Below are 20,738 nucleotides of genomic sequence, written 5' to 3' on the forward strand. Positions count from 1 at the left end.
CGTTCTGGTCGGTCCATATCGACCAGGGAGGCCCCACCGCTCTGTTGACATTGGCAAGGACTATAGGGAGCCTTGCACCGACCGCCCAGTGCAGCATCTCGTGCATGAGAAGCAGCCCCTGGGACGAAGTCGCGGTGAAGGTCCTCGATCCCGCCGCTGATGCGCCGACACAGGCCGCCATAGCGCTGTGTTCAGATTCCACCTTGATGAATTTAGCATCGATATCACCGTTTCCACACATCTCCGAGAGGAGCTCCACAATATGGGTCTGTGGAGTGATCGGGTATGCGGAGATCACCTTGACCTCGGAAGCCATCACCCCGTGACTGACGGAGTGGTTTCCCATAATGACCTTCTTCATTTTCCCTCCTCCCGCGTTGACAGGGCACTGCGCGGACATTCCTCAACGCAGACCAGGCAGCCCTTACAGTAATCCAGATCGATCTCGTATTCGTTCTCCCTGCGATGTATAGCCACATCGGGGCAGAATACCCAGCAATTATCACAATAATTACACACACCGCAGGAGAAACATCTTTCCGCTTCCTTTTCCAGAAGCTCGTCCGTATATCCGGTCTTGATCTCACGGAAAGTGCCCCTGATCTCCTCCGATGGGATCCTCGGCACCCTGTTCTGCTTCACCCTGGTGAAATAATCCGTATTCATATCGTCGATACCGACGATCCTCTCTTCGATCTCCTCAGGCTCCGACTCCCCACGGAATACCCTGATCATCTTCTCGGCGGCCTTGCGCCCTGCAGCTATCGCCTCCACTACGCTCGCTGCGCCTGTCACGACGTCTCCGCCCGCGTAGAATTTGTCTCTGCTGCACTGGCCCATCTTCTGATCGGCCTTGATCAGGTTCCATTCACAGTCGAGCATCCCATCTATACCTTCGAGGTCGGCCTGCTCGCCTATCGCGGAGAACATGCGATCGACTTCCATCTCGAAAGTCTCACCCTCTACTGCTACGGGGCGTCGCCTCCCGGACTCATCAGGTTTTCCAAGTTTCATTTTCTGAAATACAACGCTCGTCAGACTGTCGCCGTTTCTCTTGATTTCGAGGGGCGCGGCAAGGAAGTGGAAATTCACTCCCTCCCTCTCGGCCTCTTCGATCTCTTCCTGGATGGCCGGCATCTCGTTGATCGTCCTTCTGTATACGACCGTGACCTCGCTGCCGGAACGAATGGCACATCTCGCGACATCCATCGCCGTATTACCGCCACCTATTACGACTACCCGTTTCCCGGGATCGACCTTCTCGCCACCATTGACTTTTTTCAGAAATGAAAGTCCCGCTTCTACACCGTTGCCTTCTTCCCCTTCCATTCCCATCGAACGGCTTTTCGTCAATCCTGTTCCGAGGAAGACAGCGTTGAAATCCTTTTCCAGTTCTTCGAGGTTGATTTCCTTTCCAACCTCGATACCGGTCTTGACCTCGATAGGGCCTGCTTCCAGGATCGAACTTATCACCCTGTCCAGGACTTCGTTAGTCAGGCGATACTCGGGAATCCCCCATCTGAGAACGCCACCAAGGGCCTTTTCCATCTCGAAAAGAGTGACGGGGAAACCGGCGCGGGCAAGATAAAAGGCACAGGAGAGTCCTGCGGGGCCACTACCCACGACCGCCACCTTCTGAGCTTCGGTCCCTTTCACCCTGGTCATCCATCCGGGATTATCCAGCCCCATATCACCAAGCGACCGTTCGATCGCGTTGATATTGACCGGTTCATCATAATCCATCCTGGTGCATTTGCTCATGCAGGGATGGAAACAGACTCTTCCGGTGATCGCGGGCATCGGATTTGACTCTATGATAGTACTCCACGCTTCTTCGTACCGTTTCTCGGTAACCAGATAGATGTACCTCTGGATATTCTCCGAGGTAGGACAGCCGGCGATACAGGGCGATGTCTTGAAATCGTAATATGGCCTTACGTTTCGCCATGATCCGGTGAGATTCCACATCATTGTACTCAGTGTCATCGGCCGGATCGGCATATCCTTGTAACTTTTGAATTCAAGCTTCTTGACCATTTAGCCTCCAGCCTCTTCAGGACATTGTCTTTACTTCGTTACAGGCGTCGACAGCCGCCTGCATATTCTCTTGCTTCTTTATTGGTACGAAACCCTCGATAGCCTGCTTGACGGCTTCGATACCGACCAGCCCTGTAGCGCCCGCAAAAGCGCCGATGATCCCGGTATTGACGATCGGAGCGGACCTCGACCCCAGATGGTGCTTCAGCGCAATGGCGTTCGCATCGATGGTCGCTATTTTGAATTTTTCCGTAAGTTCTTTGTCCTCTACGGGACTGCTTGTATTTATGATGATCCAGCCACCCTCTTTGAGACCATCAGTAATATTGACCGTCTTTATCAGGACCGGATCGAGGACTATAAGATGATCAGGTTCGTATATCTGGCATCTCTCCCTGACCTCCGTGTCAGAGACGCGGGTAAAGGCCATCACAGGCGCCCCCCTGCGTTCAACACCGAATGCCGGAAAGGCCTGAACGAATTTACCTTCATGAAAGAACGCGTCGGCCAGGATCTCGGATGCTATCACCGAACCCTGCCCTCCCCGGCCATGAGTCCTGATCTCGATCATACTCTGTACCTTTCTAGAAGTTTACTGGTATATCCGAATGGAAAACCTTCATTCATATGACGATAACAGGGTTCTTGCTGCTTAGAAAACCCCCGCGAAGCCTACCCCAATGACCCTCCGGGGTCAAGTGGATTTTTGTTATCTCTTATAATTTACTCTTTAACAGTATTCTGCGCAAGCGACTAAGCGACAGATTTTCACCATAAATCAGGCAGAAACCACAAAAATATCATTCTCACATGGATTCTGACTTAGATATTGTATTGTCAGGTTATCATTTACGCATTCGTACTCAACAGGGGGAGATCACAGGACGAATCGTGTCAAAAACCGGTAATAAAAAATACGCCCAGGAGGACTCGAACCCCCAACCTTCTAGTCCGTAGCCAGACGCTCTATCCAATTGAGCTATGGGCGCATAATGCCGTGGAACCTTGCTTTATCAAGTCCAGACAACACCACTATATATACCATAACTCAAGCTTGGTCAATCAAAAACTGGCAGGGCAGGGCGTTCAGGTCTACTGAGCGGAAATGCTCCCGTCAGAGACGACGAGGCTTGATTCTGTGGCGGATTCCAGAAAACTCCTGTCGTGAGACACGACGATCATAGCCTGGGTCAATCCGGCCAGTATTTCGACTATCCTCTCTGACGACCGGGGGTCGAGTCCTGAGAGTGGTTCATCCAGAAGAAGGACCTCCGGCTTCATAGCCAGAACGGTCGCAAGTGATACGAGCCGCTTTTCACCACCTGAGAGATGATGAGTTATCCTGTCGCCGAAACCATCGAGTCCGAGCAGACGCAGTGTCGACGTCGAGATCTCGAGAGCCTCCTCCCTGGTGTATCCCTGATTCAATGGACCAAAAGCTGTATCCTCAAGCACCGTAGGGCAGAAAAGCTGGTCATCCGGATCCTGAAAAAGCAGACCCGCATGTCCCCTGACTTCCCTGAAATCCTTCTCTTCCTCACGGAGTTTTCCGAATACCTCCACAACACCGGAACCGGGCTTGAGCAGCCCCATGATAATATGCAGGACGGTAGTCTTGCCAGAACCGACATGGCCGCGCAGTCCTATCCTCTGACCTTCGAACAGATCGAGTGAAGCACCGGAGAGTACGGATCGTCCACCTTCATGCGAAAAATGGATATCTCTCAGGCTCACCAGCCTTTTGTTACCAGTCATCGGATCGTCACCCTCCTGCCTGATGACAAATTCGTCATCATCCAACCACTCGGCGACTTCATGATTAACACTACCATAATCTTCCCCGGTTCGTGTATACAGCGACAGACAATATCACAAGGGCTAATGACGTGATAAGCAGGAATATCGCGTCCCTCTTTTCAAATCGGAAATGACTCACTACATGAAATTCTCCATCATATCCCCTGCACTTCATCGCCTCCATCACACGTTCCGATCTCTCAAGGCTCCGAACGATAAGCATTCCGGTCAGATACGCATAACTCCTGTAAGTGTGTATCCTCATCGAGGGAACAAACCCTCTCGTCTTCATAGCCCGTATCAGAGCCATATATTCGTGATGAAGTACATCAATATACCTTAGGGTAAACAAGAACAGGTGAGTTAGTTTTTCAGGGACCTTGAGATGATGGAACGCGTGCCCCAGTACAAAAGGATCGACCGTACCCATGAGCGCGGCAAAGACAAGAACGATCGCGTTCGCTTTCAGGGTGACGATCACGCTCCATATGAGGCCCTCATAGCTGTACGAAAGAGCTCCCACCGCGAACAGGGGTTCTCCCGGAAAGGTCAGTGGTACGAGGACAAACAACAATAACATGAAAATGTTCAATCTCAGGAGTCTCTTCAGCAGGGCATCTGAAGATATCCTCGCCAGAATCACCAGAAAAGCCCCCGAGATCAACCCGGCGATAAGGACGCCAGAATGCGATGTAAGAGCAACGAGTACCGAAAACGCTAACGTCGCGACCACCTTGGGGCGAGGATCCAGCCTGTGAATAAATGTATCGCCGGTGTAGTAAGTCGCGCAGCTCATCTATTTTCACCTCTCATCGCCTTCCACCTCATATCTTTCCACCTTTTGACCTTGCAGCCGGCAGATCGAATACCGACGGATAGACCTTCGACAGAAAGGCTACGACAAAACCTGTGAATATTCCTTCTGCAATTGCTACGACGATGTTAGGAATAAGCGCGATACCGACTATCGTACCCATCTGCTTGCCACAGAAAATCAATGCGGTCGCCCACAGTACAAACGAAGCAAGGTAGGCCGTGACTCCGGCCATCATCCCCCAGAAGAAAACCGACTTTCCCGTACCTGCCTTCCTGATCCGGCCATTATAAAGATAATAGACCAGGACTGCCGGCACTCCCATCACTACCGTGTTTATTCCCAGAGTCGTTATCCCCCCGAACTGGAAAAGCAGGGCCTGAAGAAAGAGTGATACAAGAAATGCAGGCATCGCGGCCCAACCAAGGAAAAGGCCTGCCAGTCCTCCCAGAAGAGGATGTACCGATGATGGACCTATCGGAAGCCGGATCACAAGAGTCGAAACGAACAGAACTGATGCCGTCAACGCGGCTCTCGGGATCTGTTCATCCCTCAAGACACGCAGTCCGGCTGCGATGCATGGAACGGCGATCGCGGCTCCGGCCAGAGCTACCCCGATCGGTGCTACTCCCTCTGATATATGCATACAGGTCTCCCGGCCCTTCAGTGCTTTCGCCTGAATATAGAGTACAGCCCGAATATCCCGAATATAATACTTACTCCTGTCACGACCTGAAGAGTACGGTCCCGCCTTACGAAAGACTGGTCACCAGTGACCCCTCCCCGGCCGATCTCCATCTCCAACACCGCCAGATGGCCCATCCCGTCATCAACCTCTATTTTCCATTTACCTTCAGCTCGGGCTACAAGAGAAAACCTTCCATCCTCCGAGGTCGTACCGGTCACAAATACCGAATCCGGACTGCCCGGCCTGAAAACGGACACATCACAATAGGCCATTGGGCTTCCATCATCATATGAAGCTTCTATCATGAGACCGTTCTCTACCAACCGGCATTCCGCCCCATGAGCCGTCACGGTCCGTGGATTCACCATTACTGCCAGAAACATCAAAGACAGGGCTACCATCCGCCAGCCGTTCATCATTTACCTCCCGGCCTTCCGACCTGGAACACCAGTGAACAACCTCGTCTTCCAACCGAAGCTGTCACAAGATATTTCCCCGACTTTCCTGTCATTATCCGTACTGGTTCCTCCGTATCTGCTCTGTAATGAGCTGTCCGTCCTTCTGCGGGAATGACGGTGATCTCGCATTCGACAGGGCTTCCATCCAGCATGACCTGGACCGGAAGGTCTCTACCAGGCACCGTGTCGGAAACCGGAGCGAAGGGAACGATCTCCAGACCGACTCCCGCCTGGTACCGACCAGGATCATCCTCGCCACTTCCCGCCACCATAAATGTCTTCAACTCGTACAGGGGGTCTTCCATCCCGGGACGCTTCATCACCAGCCGGAAAATATGCAGCCCCGGCGAGTCAAGGACCACGGTAGCAGTATGTCGTTTATCCCCTTTTCTGGTCGACAGCTCTCTCGCACCGTCAGGACCTGTCACCTGGATCTTTCCGAGCACCTTCTCCTTGACCGCAAAACTCGATTCAGGGTAATAATGTCCGCCGCAGATATCCAGATTTATCTCTACAGCAACCTGAGGATAAAGATCCTCCGCCTCAAACCAGTGTTCGTGGCTCGTAACTGAAACAGGCACTGCGATTGACGCCAGCAATACGGCGACACATATGAATACTTTCATTTTATTCCTCACCTGATGATCCTAGAACCTGCACATCAATGTGACGTTGCCCCGGATGATATCCGCTCCTCCACCCTTACCGATCTCGATACCGGTCTTGAGCGTCATACTCTGCGATCCCACCGGCATGTAGACACCAGGCAGGACGGACCAGTTGTCCGAAGCCTCATCGAATGATCCCAGCAACTCGATACCGGCCGCTACTCCATGAGAATCACTGGAAAGCGGAGTCTTTCCTCCGATAGCCCAGAAGGTAGCACCCTCGTCTCCTTCACGCTCATGACAGATATTAATAGTGACATTCGCGTGGTTCTCGAAATCCTTCGTCGCGATAAGCATTCCCGAATAGGCAAAGTCTTCGCTGCCGAGAAGGTCTTTCGCCCTCTGAAAAGGCACCTCGAATCCGGCAGCCACCGCGATGTTCACAGGCCAGTCCTCAGTCACCCTGTACTGCAGGCATCCAGCGACAGCCTCCATGAAGGGAGAAGGTCCCAGAGGTTCAAAGCCTGAGTCTTCTGCGAGATGCCCGACACCGAACTTCGCAAAATGGGTATGTACATCGAACATCAGCCTGTTCGTTATCCCCCAGGACATCCCCGGAGTCATTTCCCAATGATCCAGCTCAGGGATCTCGGAATCGTCGACCATGTAATCATAATGCAGATGAAATACGAACTCCCCTTTTCTCGCCGTCGAATAACTCTCCATCTCTATATATTCCATCGCGTGATGAGCAGAAAGTCCTCCAGGTATATTAAGCAACCCCACTAACACTACGATCGATATGATAAACTTTTTCATCAGTCCCCCTTTTAAATCGAATTACTTCTTCAGCTCCCCAATTCAATCCAATCACTTTTGCGAACAGCGACTTTCGCCCCTTATATTCCCTGCCCCGTTGTGGCCGCGGCCAGTGAACAGTATTTTACTCCCTTTGTCGCCTTGAGCCTGTTTGCCAGTTCCCCCACTTTCTCAGGCTTTCCCCTGACAACGACGATCTCCAGACAATTGTCATGATCGAGATGCACATGCTGCGAGGAGATTATCAGATGATGGTAATCATGCTGAGTGTGAGTGAGCTTGTTCGAAAGGTTTCTTCTGTGATGGTCATATACCATCACTATCGCGGCGGCTACTTCCTTCCCGCTCTTCCAGTCATCCTTTACCAGATCATCCCTGATCAGATCCGCTACAGCCTTGGATCTGGTGGGGTACCCGGTCTTCTCGATCCGCCTGTCGAATTTCGAAAGAAGTTTTTCGTCTATCGACACACTGAACCTGATCAATCCCGACATCCTGCCTCCTTGAAATTACCCGATACCTGCTCTTGCCCGAACATTCACTTTCGTATTACATATTTTACATTCGTAACACGAATATACAGCAAAAAGACTCAGGGTTACAATAGTTTTTATATGCACGAAAAGTTTTGTCGATGATTCGTAATATTACGGATTCCTGACCTTAAAGCACCTATTTTCCTCCGATTTCCATACAGTCATCCGTCAATGTTCAAATGTGCGGGTTTTATTCTTGGGCGAAGTTCAGGCAAGAATCGAATGGACATAAAAATGGCGGAGAGGGAGGGATTCGAACCCTCGGTAGAGTTTAACCCCTACAACCGCTTAGCAGGCGGATGCCTTCAGCCGCTCGGCCACCTCTCCGCATATATCTATTGTGGCGGAGGGCGAGGGACTCGAACCCCCAAGGGCTTGCGCCCGGCGAATTTCAAATCCGCTGCCTTACCAATTAGGACTAGCCCTCCACAAACAACGACCCCTCTGCATGCAGAGGGACTCAAACAGTATAAAAAGTCATCACCCCACTGTCAACACAATTGGAAAAAGCAGGCAGTCGGAACCCGGATCTCCTCAGACCTCTTCACTCTCCCATTCCCTGATCCGTTTTCTGTTCCTGATCTTCTTCAGGACATAGGCCAGAATCAACAGGCCCGCCATCATGAGCCAGAAAGGAGGCGACCTGAATACCGGTGCCGCCGCGTTGTACCTGCTTTCCAGATCCAGATGGAATTCCTCGGCAAAATCCCCTGTAGTCTCCCCGAAGGTCAACAGGAACGCCCTGTCAAAATCTCCGAGATCCCTCGCAAAGGAAAGTAGTGTCACAAGATCCTCAGGCCTCGTTTCGAGCAGACGGGAGACTGCGGCATAACTTAGCCTGTATGCGGCGGAAGCCCTTGCCGCAGAACGTGGGAAACTCCCTCCAAGATCCTCCAGGTCGGGAAGGTTTCCGCTCCAGATCGAAGTCATAAGGTTCCATTGATCTGACATCGTCCACTCTCTCGATTGCCGCATGGCGATGCCTTCGACAAACCAGGTCGGACACCTCGTGCCACCCGTCTTCTGAACAAGAAAGATATGTGAGAGTTCATGCCTTATAACGGTCTTCAGAGGCCTCGGAGTCCTGAGAACGGCCCTGGCATCGATGACGATCTTCCTGTTGACCAGATCGCTGAACGCCTCTCCCCATTCTGGCATCTTCGATCCACTGAGTTGATTATAATCTTTTCTGTTGGGAACAATATAGACATCGATACGGCCGGGGTCCTGCAACCCGATCTCTTCAGCGATATCCGGTGCTGATTCACATATCAACCGTTCTACCTCGACGGCCATCTTCCTGCTGCGTTCGGAAAAATGAAAGACATACGGACCACAATCCGAAATGCTTATGATGTAACCCATCTTGTCGAGGTCCCGGGACTCTTCAATACTGCTCCGGGCGAAAGACGTCTGCACGACCATCAGGGTGACAAAAACAACTGAAATAAACACCTTCACCGGACGGCAGAGAGGTCGCATCAAAGCCCTCCGGAAAAAATTATGCCTCCGCCGATCACCCGGTCGCCTGAATATATGACGAGGGACTGGCCAGGAGTCGGAGCTCTCTGCGGTTCGAAAAAAGTGACCCTGCACTCTCCTCCAGCAAAACTGATCTTACTTATTGCGGCAGGCTTGTGCCTGTACCTTATCCTGGCCTTTAAGGGAAGTTTCGGATCTCTGACACGCATCTTCATGCTTCTGCAGATCACTTCGGTGGAACAGAGACCATCGTTGTCGGTAAGGACTATGCTGTTGGTCGCGACATCGATCCTTTTAATATACATGGGCTCCGCCGAAGAAATACCGAGGCCCCTCCTCTGCCCCAGCGTATATCTGAATATCCCGCGATGTCTTCCCAGTCGGTTTCCTGATTCGTCCAGTACATCTCCAGATACCGGTGGGATCCTGTTTTCAAGAAAATCAGAGAGATCTCCATCGGGAATAAAACAGATATCCTGGCTTTCCCTCCCGATCTCCGTTCCGACACCAGCTTCGGAAGCGATCTTTCTCACTTCATTCTTTTCAAGTGTCCCGACGGGAAATATGCATCGTTCGAGAATCCTGACAGGAACACGGTATAGAAAGTATGACTGGTCTTTCTTCTGATCGAACGCGGTCTCAAGAAACACGGACCCCCTGTCACGCACTGTCCTCACGTAATGTCCCGTGGCAATCCGGTCGATTCCTGAAGATTTCGCAAATCCTTCCAGAAGAGGAAACTTGATATTCTCATTGCATATGATGCACGGGTTCGGGGTCCTGCCGGTATCGTATTCCCTTACGAAACTGTCTACGACCTTATTATTAAAACTTTCGACGGCATCCAGCACCCTGTGTTCTATTCCAAGCCTTTTGCAGACTCTCGCAGCTCTCTCTTCTGCGATGTCCCCGGTTGAAACCTCTGATAAGCACCCTCTGCATTGAAGTCTGAATGTGACTCCTGTGACCTGATAGCCGGCCCTGAGCAGGAGCAGGGCAGCAACAGAGCTGTCCACACCTCCACTCATGCCGACAGCGACACTTTCTCCCGGGCGAGGAGCAGAAATCGTTTTTGCAAATATCTTGCTGGAGTTATTGTCCCTGGTAGTCAATTACAGGATGTCCTTCCTCAGGGGAGACATCTCCCTGAGCCTCTCCACGACTCCAGGGAAGACAGAAAGGAACTGATCCACTTCGTCACGGGTGTTTTCCGCACCGAGGCTTATTCTCAATGCGCCCTGAGCGTCTACATTGTCTATTCCCATAGCCAGCAACACATGACTTGGATCATCGCTCCCTGTAGCACATGCCGAACCACTCGATAGAGCGAAGCCGAGCATACTGAGGTTCAGCGTCAAGGCTTCCCCCTCTACACTGGTAACGGTAACGTTGCATGTATTCGACACCCTTGGAGCACTGCCGCCATTTATCCTGACATCAGGCACATCGTTGAGGATCCCCTCTTCAATAAGATCCCTGAGATTTCCGATATGTTCCATCTCGGACACGAGTCTCTCCAGGCTGATCCGACAAGCTTCGCCAAATCCGACTATCGCTGGAACATTCTCTGTGCCCGGCCTGATTCCCCTCTCCTGGTGCCCTCCGGTCAGGACTGGTGCAAGCGAGACCCCGCGCTTTATATACAGGGCACCGATTCCCTTGGGACCATAGAATTTGTGCGCTGAAAGCGACAGCATGTCCACCCCCAGCTGATCCACATCTACCGGCATCTTCCCTGCTCCCTGAACCGCATCGACGTGAAACAGTACACCTCGCGCTCTCGCGACCCCGGACAGTTCCTGCACAGGTTGAATCACTCCTGTCTCATTGTTTGCGAGCATGATACTCACAAGAACAGTGTCGTCACGAATCGCATCTTCAAGATCTGATACACTGACCATTCCGTCACTGTCACTGGGCAGCCATGTCACTTCTGTTCCATTTTCTTCCAGTTCCCGGCATGTACCTGTCACGGCTGGATGTTCTATGGAAGAAGTCACTACGTGAGCCCTGCCACCATCCAATCTGGAATTGAGCATAGCGCCACGGATCGCAAGGTTGTCGGACTCCGTACCCCCAGCTGTAAATATGATCTCTTCAGGTTCAGATCCTATCAGGCCGGCCACTCGGGTACGGGCAAGTTCGACTGCAGCCCTTGTCTCCTGACCGAAGAAATGCAGGCTGCTTGCGTTACCGAATGAATTACCTAGAAAAGGCAGCATCGCGTCGACCACTTCATCTCTTGCCTTTGTCGTGGCGTTATGATCGAAATAAACGCGCCTTCCCTCACTTAAATCTTTTCCTTGCATCAAGTTTGTCTCCCGGAGTGATACTATTCGACTATGACAATAGAATCTATCTTGTCATTTTTCTTGATCTTGTCAAGCACATCCATCCCCTCGACTACTTTTGCGAACAAGGTGTATTCGCCATTGAAAGCCGGTTTGCGTTTTTTCAGGATGTAAAACTGCGTCGAAGCGCTGTCATAGCTGCGAGGAAATCTGGCCATGCCGACCATACCTGCTTCGTGCTTGAGGTCCTGATCGAACATCTCGCCTTCGATCTGTGAATATTCATGCTCTTTCTTGCCAGTCTGAACGAGAAATCCCTCTACTCTGTGGAATTTCATCCCGTTGTAAAAACCGTCTCGAACAAGAGTAAGGATCCTATCCACGGCTATGGGCGCATCGTCTGAAAGCATTTCCAATACGATGACCCCACCTTTTTCAAGAGTGATCGTGATCCTGATAGAGATGTCCTCGGCTACAGAGACTTCTTCTACTTCGGCAGCCTCATCCTGAAGGTCCTGGCCAACTACAGCGCCAAACCCCGCGCATAACATGACTGTCACTAACAGGAAACAAAAACTGGCTCTCTCCTGCCATCCCGCTACGGTCCGCGAGCATATCATTTCCTACCTCCTTGTCATGAAACGATGTCGCCTGAAAATTAAAAGCCTCCCCAAACCAGGGAGGCTCGAAAGTCATAATGACATGAAAGAGCAAACATTACGATCTACTCGTACAACTCCTGCTCTTTCTTTGCTTCCCTCTGCTTGATGAGTGCTCTCTGCCTCTCTATTTCCTTCTCCGCGTACTTCGACCACTGGGGATCCTTGAGGTTGACCACCTTTTCGAACTTGACGATCGCCTCTTCAAAGTTATTCAGTTTCGAAAGAGCGTATCCCCACTGATAATAAAGAATAGCATCCTGCTGCCCGGTGTTCAGGGCAAGGCCATTTTTCGACGATTCAAGGGCCTTATTGTAATTCTTGTTATCGTTGTATATCTTGGCCAGAATAGCATATGTGAAATCGTCTCCACCGGTCAGCGCAATGGCCTTCTCGAGTTCTGCAGGAGCTTCCGCTTCCCTGTTCGACTGCGAATAGGAATAACCCAGGCGCTGATGAAAATCAGCGTTGTCGGGATAAATGGTCACGAGTTCCTCGTAGATAGGCGCTGCTTTTTCATAACTCTTATCGTTGAAATATGCTCTGCCCAGCTGCTTTTTGAATGCGTGATTCTCCGGCTCGGCTTCGATAGCACGAGTCAGGTACTCGAATTTCTTTTCCTTGTTTCCCAGCTTGTCATACAGCCCAGACAGCGTTCCCATTGTCGTTGCGTCATCTGCTTTGGAGATAAGCGCCTTTTCGTAATAACTGATGGCATCCTCGGTCTTTTTCTGCCTCTGAGCTATAAAAGCCAGGTTGACATTGGCATTGTAATGATTCTCGTCCTTCACCAGAAGCATATTGAAATACTCCTGTGCTTTCTCCCAGTTCTCGATATGAAGATAATTATAGCCTATCGAACTGATAAGGCCTTCATCACCAGGTGAGAGCTCAAGAGCTTTCTCATATGACGAGATTCCCTTCTCGTAATCCTTCCGGGTCGAATATGCCGAACCGAGCTGCGACCATGCCTCTATATATGAAGGGTTCAAAGAGACAGCGCTCTCGAGGTTACTGATAGCTTCATCATACTTCCCGGCGTTAAGGAACTGCTGTGCCGACTGATAAGAGATCTCGGCGGGAGTCATGGTATTGTCGAAGTCCTCATCAGAATCCGCAACAGCGTCCGCGGGAGGGGTAATATTGGACATGACGCCGTAACTACCGGCTGTCGGCCCACACCCCATGCTGAATAACAGGAGAAGAGCGGTTGAGACAAACAACATCTTTTTCATCTTTGATTCCTTTCCACATCGTGTTTCACAAATGCCATCGATTACCTTACCTGATTTCAATCTATTGAAGAGCAGTTGCGGTGTCAAGCCCAAGTTGAGGTTGATGACACTTAATCACTTATAATTCAACATCTTATTAACGTATAGGTTTTGTGTCCCCGGTAGGTACCGGATCGTTGAGTGCTTTCTGCAAAAGGACAATATTCTCTCTCGCCCTATCTGCCAGATAGCTCCCCGGAGCCACATCGACGACCTTCTCCCATTCTCTCAGCGCCTCACGGAACATCTTGTTCTCCCAGAAAAATATGGCGAGGTAGAACATCGGCTGAGGATGATCCGGCGCCAGTTCCAGGGCCTTCGAAAGAAAAACCCAGGCCCTGTCATAACGTTTTTGCTGGAAGATCATAAAAGCAAGATGTGAATTGGCCAGGACATCGTCAGGATTGACACGCACAGCCGCCAGGAAATTCTTCTCTGCTTTGTGAAGGTCTCCTCTGTCATCATAAAGTACACCCAGATTCACGTATGACTTGAAATGGTCGGGATCCCTTCCGACCGCCTCACCATAATACCTGATCGCTGAATCCGGAAGAGAGCTTTCATGGTATGCCACAGCGAGCTGGAAAAACACTTCCGCATCATCCCTGCCTTCCCTGATAAGATGCCGGGTATAGGCTATTCTCGGGCCTGGTTCGAGGCCCTTCAGCTCTTCGGCAAGGGTCATTCCACTGACATCCTGCCCCAACGCACCGGTCGCGAGGTTCAGGACAACCAGAAATATCGATATTAAAGCTTCAGGATTTTTCATTGTACAGGGAACGGGCACGGATCATCCGACTGTCAGCGGGATCGACTCTGCCACCTGCTGGCGGCGGCGATCAATGTCTGTCATCCTTTCTCCTGGTCCATTTTTCGGAAAGATCCAGACTCAGCCCCAACCTCAGTACCTTCTCATCGATACCGTTGTCTGACACCGAGCCTATCTTCCCAGCCTCAATTGTAAAATCTATTCCACCGGGGCCTCCGGGCATCCCGAAACCGGACCCGATCGTAAAAAATCTTGAGACAACCTGTTGTCCGGCGGGAAATTCCAGATGCCACCTGTTCTCGTAATATCCGAACCTCAGCGGCATCCTCGACAATTTTCCTCCGTCACTCCCGGTTCTTCTCTCTATACCGAACGAAATCACACTCTCGTCACTTAGCGAACCTTCCAGATGTTCGAAACCCGCTGGTTCAGGAGCTTCCCTCGTCCAGAAAGACGAAGAGACCCACCAGCGATTCGTGACCGCCACCGCCATACCCGCGCTCCAGGCGGCAGGAAGAGTGAAATCATAGGTCGACTCTGTATTCAGGATCCACCGGGAATACTGGACCACCTCTTCGACCGAATAGTCGACCTTGTCATCGAACGAAGCTCCGATCCAGACCCTGGGATGAAGCTTGACAAGTGCTGAGAGACTCCATGAAATCCCTGAAAATCCCCTCGTCCTGACAGACGAGATGCTGTTGTAGGCAGGGTCGTCGAAATATATATAGACCTCGTCCTTGATCGAACCCCGGTCTATCTGCAAAGCGGTTCCCAGCCGCAGCCAGTCCAGTGGCCGCCAGGCGAGTGTAAATGGAATAGTATAGAGCGAGCTGTTGAATTCGTAGAGTTCCCTCGGTTGGGGAGTAAAATCGACTTCTTTTTCAGAAGTAAAATTTCCCCTGCCAAAGAAACGAGTCTTGTAACCGATTCCCAGCACAAGCCCGTCCTTCAATGGGACCGCGATCGAAGCAAAGGGAAGGACGAAACGGTTCTGATCCGAAGTCTCCTGTTTGGTATTCACCCGGCTCAGATTGAACATCTCAAATATTGAAAATGTCACCGAACTGAGGTCCGAAAGGCTCGCCGGATTCAGGGGAAGTGCGCTGTTTGTGTCAGGAAAGGCTATTCCTGAATACCCGGTCGCCGAATATCGCCCATTCCCTCCAAGATTGTGCTCCCCGATAAAATTCAGCCCGAAAATGGATTGGGCCGAAAGGGTTCCAGGAATGAGAGCAATTGATAAGCAGAACACCGCGATTGTAATGTATTTTAGATTCTTCATCATTCTCCATCAAAATCAGCTGGCCGCGAATAGATGACCTCTATATAGGGCCTCATCGAATCGGCAGCAGTTATATCGAAAAAACCCACCCTCTGATAACGAAGTAATTCCATGTCAGACTGCAATACCAGCCCGTTGTTGACTCTGCTGCCTTCGAGGACAAACTTGGTGTGTACGCCCAGCGGTATTCTCAACTCATCTGATACCGTTGGAGTAAATGTATTGATCGTTACGGGATCACCCTTGAGGAAAAGCGTGTCGGCGATATCGGATGAAGCTGGCGAATATAGATAAGAAATAAAATCGGTGGAAGCATCCAGTTCCGCCTGCTCTCCTAAAGTAGCTCCGAGCCCCAGATCACCGTCCACATGAAGAACGAGAGCCGAGTAATGCACCATCGCGTCATCCTCGATGTCGTCAAGATCGAATTCGAAGAATATCCTCGTCGCCGTTCCTCCGACACATACAAGCCCCTCTCCACCATAGCTCGCAATATTCATATCCGCTATAGCCACAAAAGTGGCAACCGACCCATCGGTGAATCTTACCCTTACGACTGGAGGATCGGAACCGTAATTCTGGGATAACATCTCTATTAAACCAGATGTGTCTAAATCACCTTCCCACCTGATAATGATCCCTTCAGGCCAGGGATCGCTCGTCCCATCGATCCATTCCTGCACAATGCTCGGGGCAAGGGTAAAAATTCCGCTATTTATATTGAAGTCCCGCACCGTTTCTCCCGAGGGTCCCTGAATCGGGTCGATGATATATTCCGGCGCGATCGTAATCGTATCATCCTCATTGAAACTGCCTGTTAATTCGTGAAATGTGATACCGAGATGGAATCCTTCAGAAACTAATATGACAGGCAGATCCAGACTTACCGAGTCTACGGTCTTTCCAGTATAATGCTCCAGTGAGTCTACATCGAATCTCATCAGGATCGACTCGAACCTGATGCCTGCCTCTTCACCCAGCTTCAGAAGGGGGTGTTTACCTATACCGCCAGCGACATCGATTACACTCACGTTGCTGAAAGTACTCACATATCTGAATGTCTCTCCCGCGTCAGGCCTGTAGCTGCCATCTTCGAGGAATATTTTTGTGACCGGCCCCTCGGGGTCGCTGCTGCACGATCCGACGACCAGAAGAAAAGCAGTGATCATTATTGCCGCAAGAGTTCTTTTCATATTCCTGTCGAGGTTCCTTCCCCTTCAGTTTTTCACTCTGTTTCGTCCGACCGGGCTCTGGGCGGGTCGGGGTGTCAGATGAAACTATACGAGTGACCCCCTCCGCGTCAAGTCGAATAGGAAGAGTCCGATAAATAACATGGATCTTTCTGTCATCAGGGGTGTCACCGTGGACTCATCACTTTTTACGCAGAAATGATACGACCGTTCCAGTAAAAAACTCCCTTATCCATGGATAACGGGTGAGAGGCCTGAGGAATTCGAACTTTGGAGGGATCAGTTCTTCCTTCTCGACCACTACCGTCCCGGCTGACTGGATGATCTTCCTGTATCCTGATATATCGATCCTGTTGTTCTTGATCCTGTAATCATCCATCACTCTCGCTGCATCCTCCGCTGGATCCTCTCTGCCCTCTTCCTCGAAAGCCAGGCCGACCATATCTTCCAGTATCTTCTCCGAAAACAGGATATGGCACCATGGCGTTTTTATCTGGTCATAGAGGTGAGAGCCAAGCGGAGACCTCCACGGAGTGAAAAACAGGAATACAAGGCTACCAGGCCTGACTACCCTGACAAGTTCGTTCAAAGCAGATGCGGGATCATGAAAATGTTCCATCGAATCGTTCGCGATGACTATATCGAAAGAGGAGTCGGAAAAGGGAAGTAAAGTCGCGTCGCCGCAAACGACATTCAGCGGACACCCGCTGCCTAGGGCATAGTCTGCTGCCCCCGAGCAGTGGACCGGATCGAGGTCCACGCCGGTGACATCTCCGCCGGCTTCGGCGTAGACCAGGGTCTTCCCGCCGAGCCCGCAACCGATATCGAGGATCTTCTTCCCCGCAAGATCTCCGAGATATTCATCACATCTGCCAATCAGAGTCCGTCCGGTCCTGTGTTCCCAATCCGAATAGGCCTCGGGCGATTCCCTCCCCTCCACTCGGGGTCTCGGAAAGAATCTGTCTATACGAAATAAAAACGACGCCATCAATCCAGGCATCAGTTTTCATCCTCCCTGATCATCTGGCGAACCGCCAGGTGGCAGCTGTCAGAAACCTCGTAAATCCAAGTTTTTCATACAGGGCCAGAGCCGGTCTGTTGTCAGCCTGTGTACAGAGCGCCGCCTGATCGACACCAGAATCGTGCAAATAGTCAAGGGCCCCTGTTACCAGCCTTGCTCCAAGTCCATGCCCTCTCTCATCGGGCCTGACGGCGAGCATGTCGATCCATCCAGCGCCTGGATCATCCGGTCCCGGAATGATGACCGTGCAGAACCCCGCAGGCCTGCCACCTGCCGATCTCAAAGCCAGGACGGCGTCTGCTCTACCCTCGAAGCTGCCCCTCATCCACTCCTCATGCACTTTATCCGCCGTCTGTCGGTCAAAAACAGGGTCAGCATGAAATCTGTCGAACGAATATGAGACACGGGCGATCTCTCGGAGCTCTCCGATATCTTCAGGCCCGGCGATATCGACGCCCTCGACATCCTCTACTTCCCCGCATTCGGCTTTCAGATAGACTATCTTTTCCAGTTCAGAGAATCCAGTTCCTGCCAGAGCATCACATTGTCGTCCATACTCCGATGAAGAGTCCGGCAACCTTGCCGTTGCGTACCTTATCCCCCTGCCGAGGGCAGTCTCTTTCCAAAACGCACAAAGGCTCCCGCACCCTTCGCCTCCGAGCAGGAGAATACGTGCACAATCGACACCGGTGACTGCCGTATCCCATGACAGGGGAGACCAAAGCATCAGGCCATTCAATCCATCAGGCCCCACATGGCCGATCGCCTCTACTTCTCCCTTTTTCAGAATATGCTCGAGCCGGTCGGCAGCGAGAGTGATTCCTTCAGGAGAATCGGGATCGATCCCCCTGCCAGCGGCAAGGGCCGTCGATCCGGCAAGTCGACGGATCAACGGCCCCGCTCGATCTATATCAGTCCCGGTCAATATCCTGTCTTCCGGCACCGTTATTCCGTAGCACCTTTCTTCGCGTCAAAATAGACATAGAGACAGAGCCCGGCGAAAAGGACTACACTGAGCATCTCACCGTAAGCTGTCTCTCCGAATCCTGTATTAAGAAAATCGTCCCAACCAGGCAACGCGACAAGAGCACTGAGAACACCCATCAAGGCGCCTCCAGCTATGAATCCGGAAGCTATCAGAGTGCCTCTCTCTTTTCTCTTCGTCACTATTCCCTCGTTTGTACTGCTCTTTCCTACGAAATGAGCGATGATGCCACCGACCAGTATCGGCGTGTTGAGCTGGATCGGCAGATACATTCCGAGCGCGAATGCCAGGGGCGAGATCTTCAGGAACTCGAGGATGAGCGCCATGAAACCACCCGCTATATAAAGACCCCATGGAGCCTGTGCGTCAGACATGAGAGTCTGGATGACGGCTGCCATGGCGTTCGCCTGGGGCGCCGCAAGTGCGTCCGGCCCGGTAAATCCGAATACCTTGTCGAGAAGGATTATGACACCGGTAACACTGGCCGCAGCGACGATGATGCCGAGGAACTTGTAAGTCTCCTGTTTCCTCGGTGTCGAACCGAGCCAGTACCCTACCTTCAGATCGCTGACGAACGCTCCCGCTGTCGAGAGAGCCGTACATACGACTCCACCGATGATGAGGGCCGAGACCATTCCAGCCGGGCCAGAGAGGCCCGCCTTCACCAGGATCAGGCTGGAAAGGATCAGTGTCATCAGCGTCATCCCCGATACGGGATTCATCCCCACGATTGCTATCGCTCTCGCCGCAACTGTCGTGAAGAGGAAGGTGATCACGGCCACGACCACAAGAGCAATGGCAGCGATCTTCCATGAATCAACGACCATGAAGCCGAAGAAAAGGAACACAACGAGAAGGGTTATAATGAGGGAACCGATCACAATCGACATCTTCATGTCAGTATCGGTCCTCTCTTTCACTTCGCCGCCGCCCTTGCCGGCGAACATCTCTTTGAACCCGACCGTGAATGACGACACAATGATCTTCGACGATTTCAGGATCCCGATAATACCGGCTACCGCGATCCCGCCGATTCCGATGTGACGGACATAGTTGGTAAAGATCTCCTCCGGCCCCATCTCCGAGATAAGCTCGGTCGCCGGTCCGATCGGAACATCGAGATGCCTGCCGAAGAACCAGACGGCAGGAATAAAAACGAGCCACGAAAGGAAACTGCCCGCCGCGATGATAGTGGAATATCTCAGGCCGATTATATACCCGAGGCCAAGCACTGCCGCACCGGCATTCACCTTCACTACGAGTTTTGCTTTGTCCGCTACTACCGCGAGAGGAGCGACCACTCTTGTGGAGATCACTTCGCTCCAGAACCCGAATGTCGCTATGCAGAAATCGTAGAGGCCACCGATAATAGCGGCCTTCATGAGCACCTTCGCCTGATCCCCTCCACTCTCACCAGTGACGAGGACTTCGGTGATAGCCGTTCCTTCGGGGAATGGCAGATGACCATGCTGTTCCTTGACAAAATATCTTCTAAGCGGGATAAGGAAAAGTATCCCGAGAAATCCACCGAGTAGAGCAGCGATGAAAGTCTGGTAGAACTTAAGCTCGAGGCCGAGGATTATAATTGCGGGAAGGGTAAAGATCATCCCCGCGACGACCACTCCGGAAGCGGAACCGACCGACTGGATGATCACATTCTCCAGGATCGTGCTGCGTCTTTTAAACAGTCCCCCCAGTCCGACTGCGAGGATTGCGATCGGGATGGCCGCCTCGAAGACCTGACCGATCTTCAGCCCGAGATATGCCGCGGCCGCCGTGAAGATGAAGGCCATGATAAGGCCAGTCACTACGGCGCGGATCGAGGTCTCTGGGACCATCTTTCCCGCAGGCACGTAGGGAGTATACTCCTCCCCCGGCCCCAACACCTTATAGGCGTTTGCCGGAAGCCTGCTCGAACCCTTACTGTGTTCCATTATCCCTCCTTGCAGAGCGGTGATGTGGAAGAATTCACCTGATTACATTCCGATCGCTGATGTTACCATATGGAACGGTATAATTGTCAAA

At 51.7% G+C, this 20,738-nt stretch carries 21 protein-coding genes and 3 tRNA genes; all 24 read right to left on the reverse strand.

What is annotated here, in order from left to right; all coding sequences use genetic code 11:
- A partial coding sequence (locus KOO63_03675) for a hypothetical protein (GenBank protein ID MBU8920941.1) occupies positions 1 to 361 on the reverse strand: 361 nt, incomplete at its 3' end.
- Entirely contained in the window at positions 358 to 2,037 is a 1,680-nt protein-coding gene (locus tag KOO63_03680) for an FAD-dependent oxidoreductase (GenBank protein MBU8920942.1), read from the reverse strand. The genes KOO63_03675 and KOO63_03680, both read right to left, overlap by 4 nt.
- 16 nt (positions 2,038 to 2,053) lie before the next feature.
- A complete protein-coding gene (locus KOO63_03685; protein MBU8920943.1) occupies positions 2,054 to 2,608 on the reverse strand; it encodes a 2-oxoacid:acceptor oxidoreductase family protein in 555 nt (184 codons plus the stop codon).
- Between the two features lie 344 nt (positions 2,609 to 2,952).
- A tRNA-Arg gene (locus tag KOO63_03690) sits at positions 2,953 to 3,026 on the reverse strand.
- A gap of 103 nt (positions 3,027 to 3,129) precedes the next feature.
- The gene (locus tag KOO63_03695; GenBank protein ID MBU8920944.1) at positions 3,130 to 3,792 is read right to left on the reverse strand and encodes an energy-coupling factor ABC transporter ATP-binding protein; all 663 of its coding nucleotides are present in this window, start codon (positions 3,790 to 3,792) and stop codon (positions 3,130 to 3,132) included.
- Positions 3,793 to 3,862: 70 nt separating this feature from the next.
- Positions 3,863 to 4,630, reverse strand: coding sequence for a cobalt ECF transporter T component CbiQ (gene cbiQ / locus KOO63_03700; GenBank protein MBU8920945.1), 768 nt, complete (start codon positions 4,628 to 4,630; stop codon positions 3,863 to 3,865).
- Positions 4,631 to 4,658: 28 nt separating this feature from the next.
- Positions 4,659 to 5,294, reverse strand: coding sequence for a cobalt transporter CbiM (cbiM, locus tag KOO63_03705; protein MBU8920946.1), 636 nt, complete (start codon positions 5,292 to 5,294; stop codon positions 4,659 to 4,661).
- Between the two features lie 17 nt (positions 5,295 to 5,311).
- Positions 5,312 to 5,755: a hypothetical protein gene (locus KOO63_03710; protein ID MBU8920947.1), complete on the reverse strand. Its 444-nt coding sequence runs from the start codon at positions 5,753 to 5,755 to the stop codon at positions 5,312 to 5,314.
- Complete coding sequence (locus KOO63_03715) at positions 5,752 to 6,420, reverse strand: DUF4198 domain-containing protein (protein ID MBU8920948.1); 669 nt, start codon at positions 6,418 to 6,420, stop codon at positions 5,752 to 5,754. Before KOO63_03715 ends, KOO63_03710 begins: the two co-directional genes overlap by 4 nt.
- 21 nt (positions 6,421 to 6,441) lie before the next feature.
- On the reverse strand, positions 6,442 to 7,221 hold the full coding sequence (locus KOO63_03720; protein ID MBU8920949.1) for a hypothetical protein: 780 nt from the start codon (positions 7,219 to 7,221) through the stop codon (positions 6,442 to 6,444).
- A gap of 80 nt (positions 7,222 to 7,301) precedes the next feature.
- Positions 7,302 to 7,715, reverse strand: coding sequence for a nickel-responsive transcriptional regulator NikR (gene nikR / locus KOO63_03725; GenBank protein MBU8920950.1), 414 nt, complete (start codon positions 7,713 to 7,715; stop codon positions 7,302 to 7,304).
- Positions 7,716 to 7,992: 277 nt separating this feature from the next.
- Positions 7,993 to 8,084, reverse strand: a tRNA-Ser gene (locus tag KOO63_03730).
- Between the two features lie 14 nt (positions 8,085 to 8,098).
- Positions 8,099 to 8,185: transfer RNA gene (locus tag KOO63_03735), tRNA-Ser, on the reverse strand.
- A 106-nt stretch (positions 8,186 to 8,291) separates the two neighbouring features.
- Positions 8,292 to 9,239, reverse strand: a complete 948-nt coding sequence (locus KOO63_03740; protein ID MBU8920951.1) for a hypothetical protein — start codon at positions 9,237 to 9,239, stop codon at positions 8,292 to 8,294.
- Complete coding sequence (gene mnmA, locus KOO63_03745) at positions 9,239 to 10,351, reverse strand: tRNA 2-thiouridine(34) synthase MnmA (GenBank protein ID MBU8920952.1); 1,113 nt, start codon at positions 10,349 to 10,351, stop codon at positions 9,239 to 9,241. The genes KOO63_03740 and mnmA overlap by 1 nt, the downstream gene beginning before the upstream one ends.
- On the reverse strand, positions 10,352 to 11,548 hold the full coding sequence (locus tag KOO63_03750; GenBank protein ID MBU8920953.1) for a cysteine desulfurase: 1,197 nt from the start codon (positions 11,546 to 11,548) through the stop codon (positions 10,352 to 10,354). It lies immediately after the preceding gene.
- Positions 11,549 to 11,571: 23 nt separating this feature from the next.
- Entirely contained in the window at positions 11,572 to 12,150 is a 579-nt protein-coding gene (locus KOO63_03755) for a peptidylprolyl isomerase (GenBank protein MBU8920954.1), read from the reverse strand.
- A gap of 104 nt (positions 12,151 to 12,254) precedes the next feature.
- Positions 12,255 to 13,424 carry a tetratricopeptide repeat protein gene (locus KOO63_03760; protein ID MBU8920955.1) on the reverse strand — a complete coding sequence of 390 codons (1,170 nt, stop codon included), beginning with the start codon at positions 13,422 to 13,424 and terminating at the stop codon, positions 12,255 to 12,257.
- A gap of 136 nt (positions 13,425 to 13,560) precedes the next feature.
- A complete protein-coding gene (locus KOO63_03765) occupies positions 13,561 to 14,250 on the reverse strand; it encodes a tetratricopeptide repeat protein (protein MBU8920956.1) in 690 nt (229 codons plus the stop codon).
- A gap of 52 nt (positions 14,251 to 14,302) precedes the next feature.
- A complete protein-coding gene (locus KOO63_03770; GenBank protein MBU8920957.1) occupies positions 14,303 to 15,520 on the reverse strand; it encodes a hypothetical protein in 1,218 nt (405 codons plus the stop codon).
- Positions 15,517 to 16,710, reverse strand: a complete 1,194-nt coding sequence (locus KOO63_03775; protein MBU8920958.1) for a hypothetical protein — start codon at positions 16,708 to 16,710, stop codon at positions 15,517 to 15,519. Before KOO63_03775 ends, KOO63_03770 begins: the two co-directional genes overlap by 4 nt.
- Positions 16,711 to 16,888: 178 nt before the next feature.
- Complete coding sequence (locus KOO63_03780; GenBank protein MBU8920959.1) at positions 16,889 to 17,707, reverse strand: class I SAM-dependent methyltransferase; 819 nt, start codon at positions 17,705 to 17,707, stop codon at positions 16,889 to 16,891.
- A 19-nt stretch (positions 17,708 to 17,726) separates the two neighbouring features.
- Positions 17,727 to 18,671 carry a GNAT family N-acetyltransferase gene (locus tag KOO63_03785; protein MBU8920960.1) on the reverse strand — a complete coding sequence of 315 codons (945 nt, stop codon included), beginning with the start codon at positions 18,669 to 18,671 and terminating at the stop codon, positions 17,727 to 17,729.
- A gap of 2 nt (positions 18,672 to 18,673) precedes the next feature.
- On the reverse strand, positions 18,674 to 20,647 hold the full coding sequence (locus KOO63_03790; protein ID MBU8920961.1) for an oligopeptide transporter, OPT family: 1,974 nt from the start codon (positions 20,645 to 20,647) through the stop codon (positions 18,674 to 18,676).
- Positions 20,648 to 20,738 lie beyond the last annotated feature (91 nt).

The sequence above is a fragment of the Candidatus Latescibacterota bacterium genome, from assembly GCA_019038625.1.
Lineage (GTDB): Bacteria > Krumholzibacteriota > Krumholzibacteriia > Krumholzibacteriales > Krumholzibacteriaceae > JAGLYV01.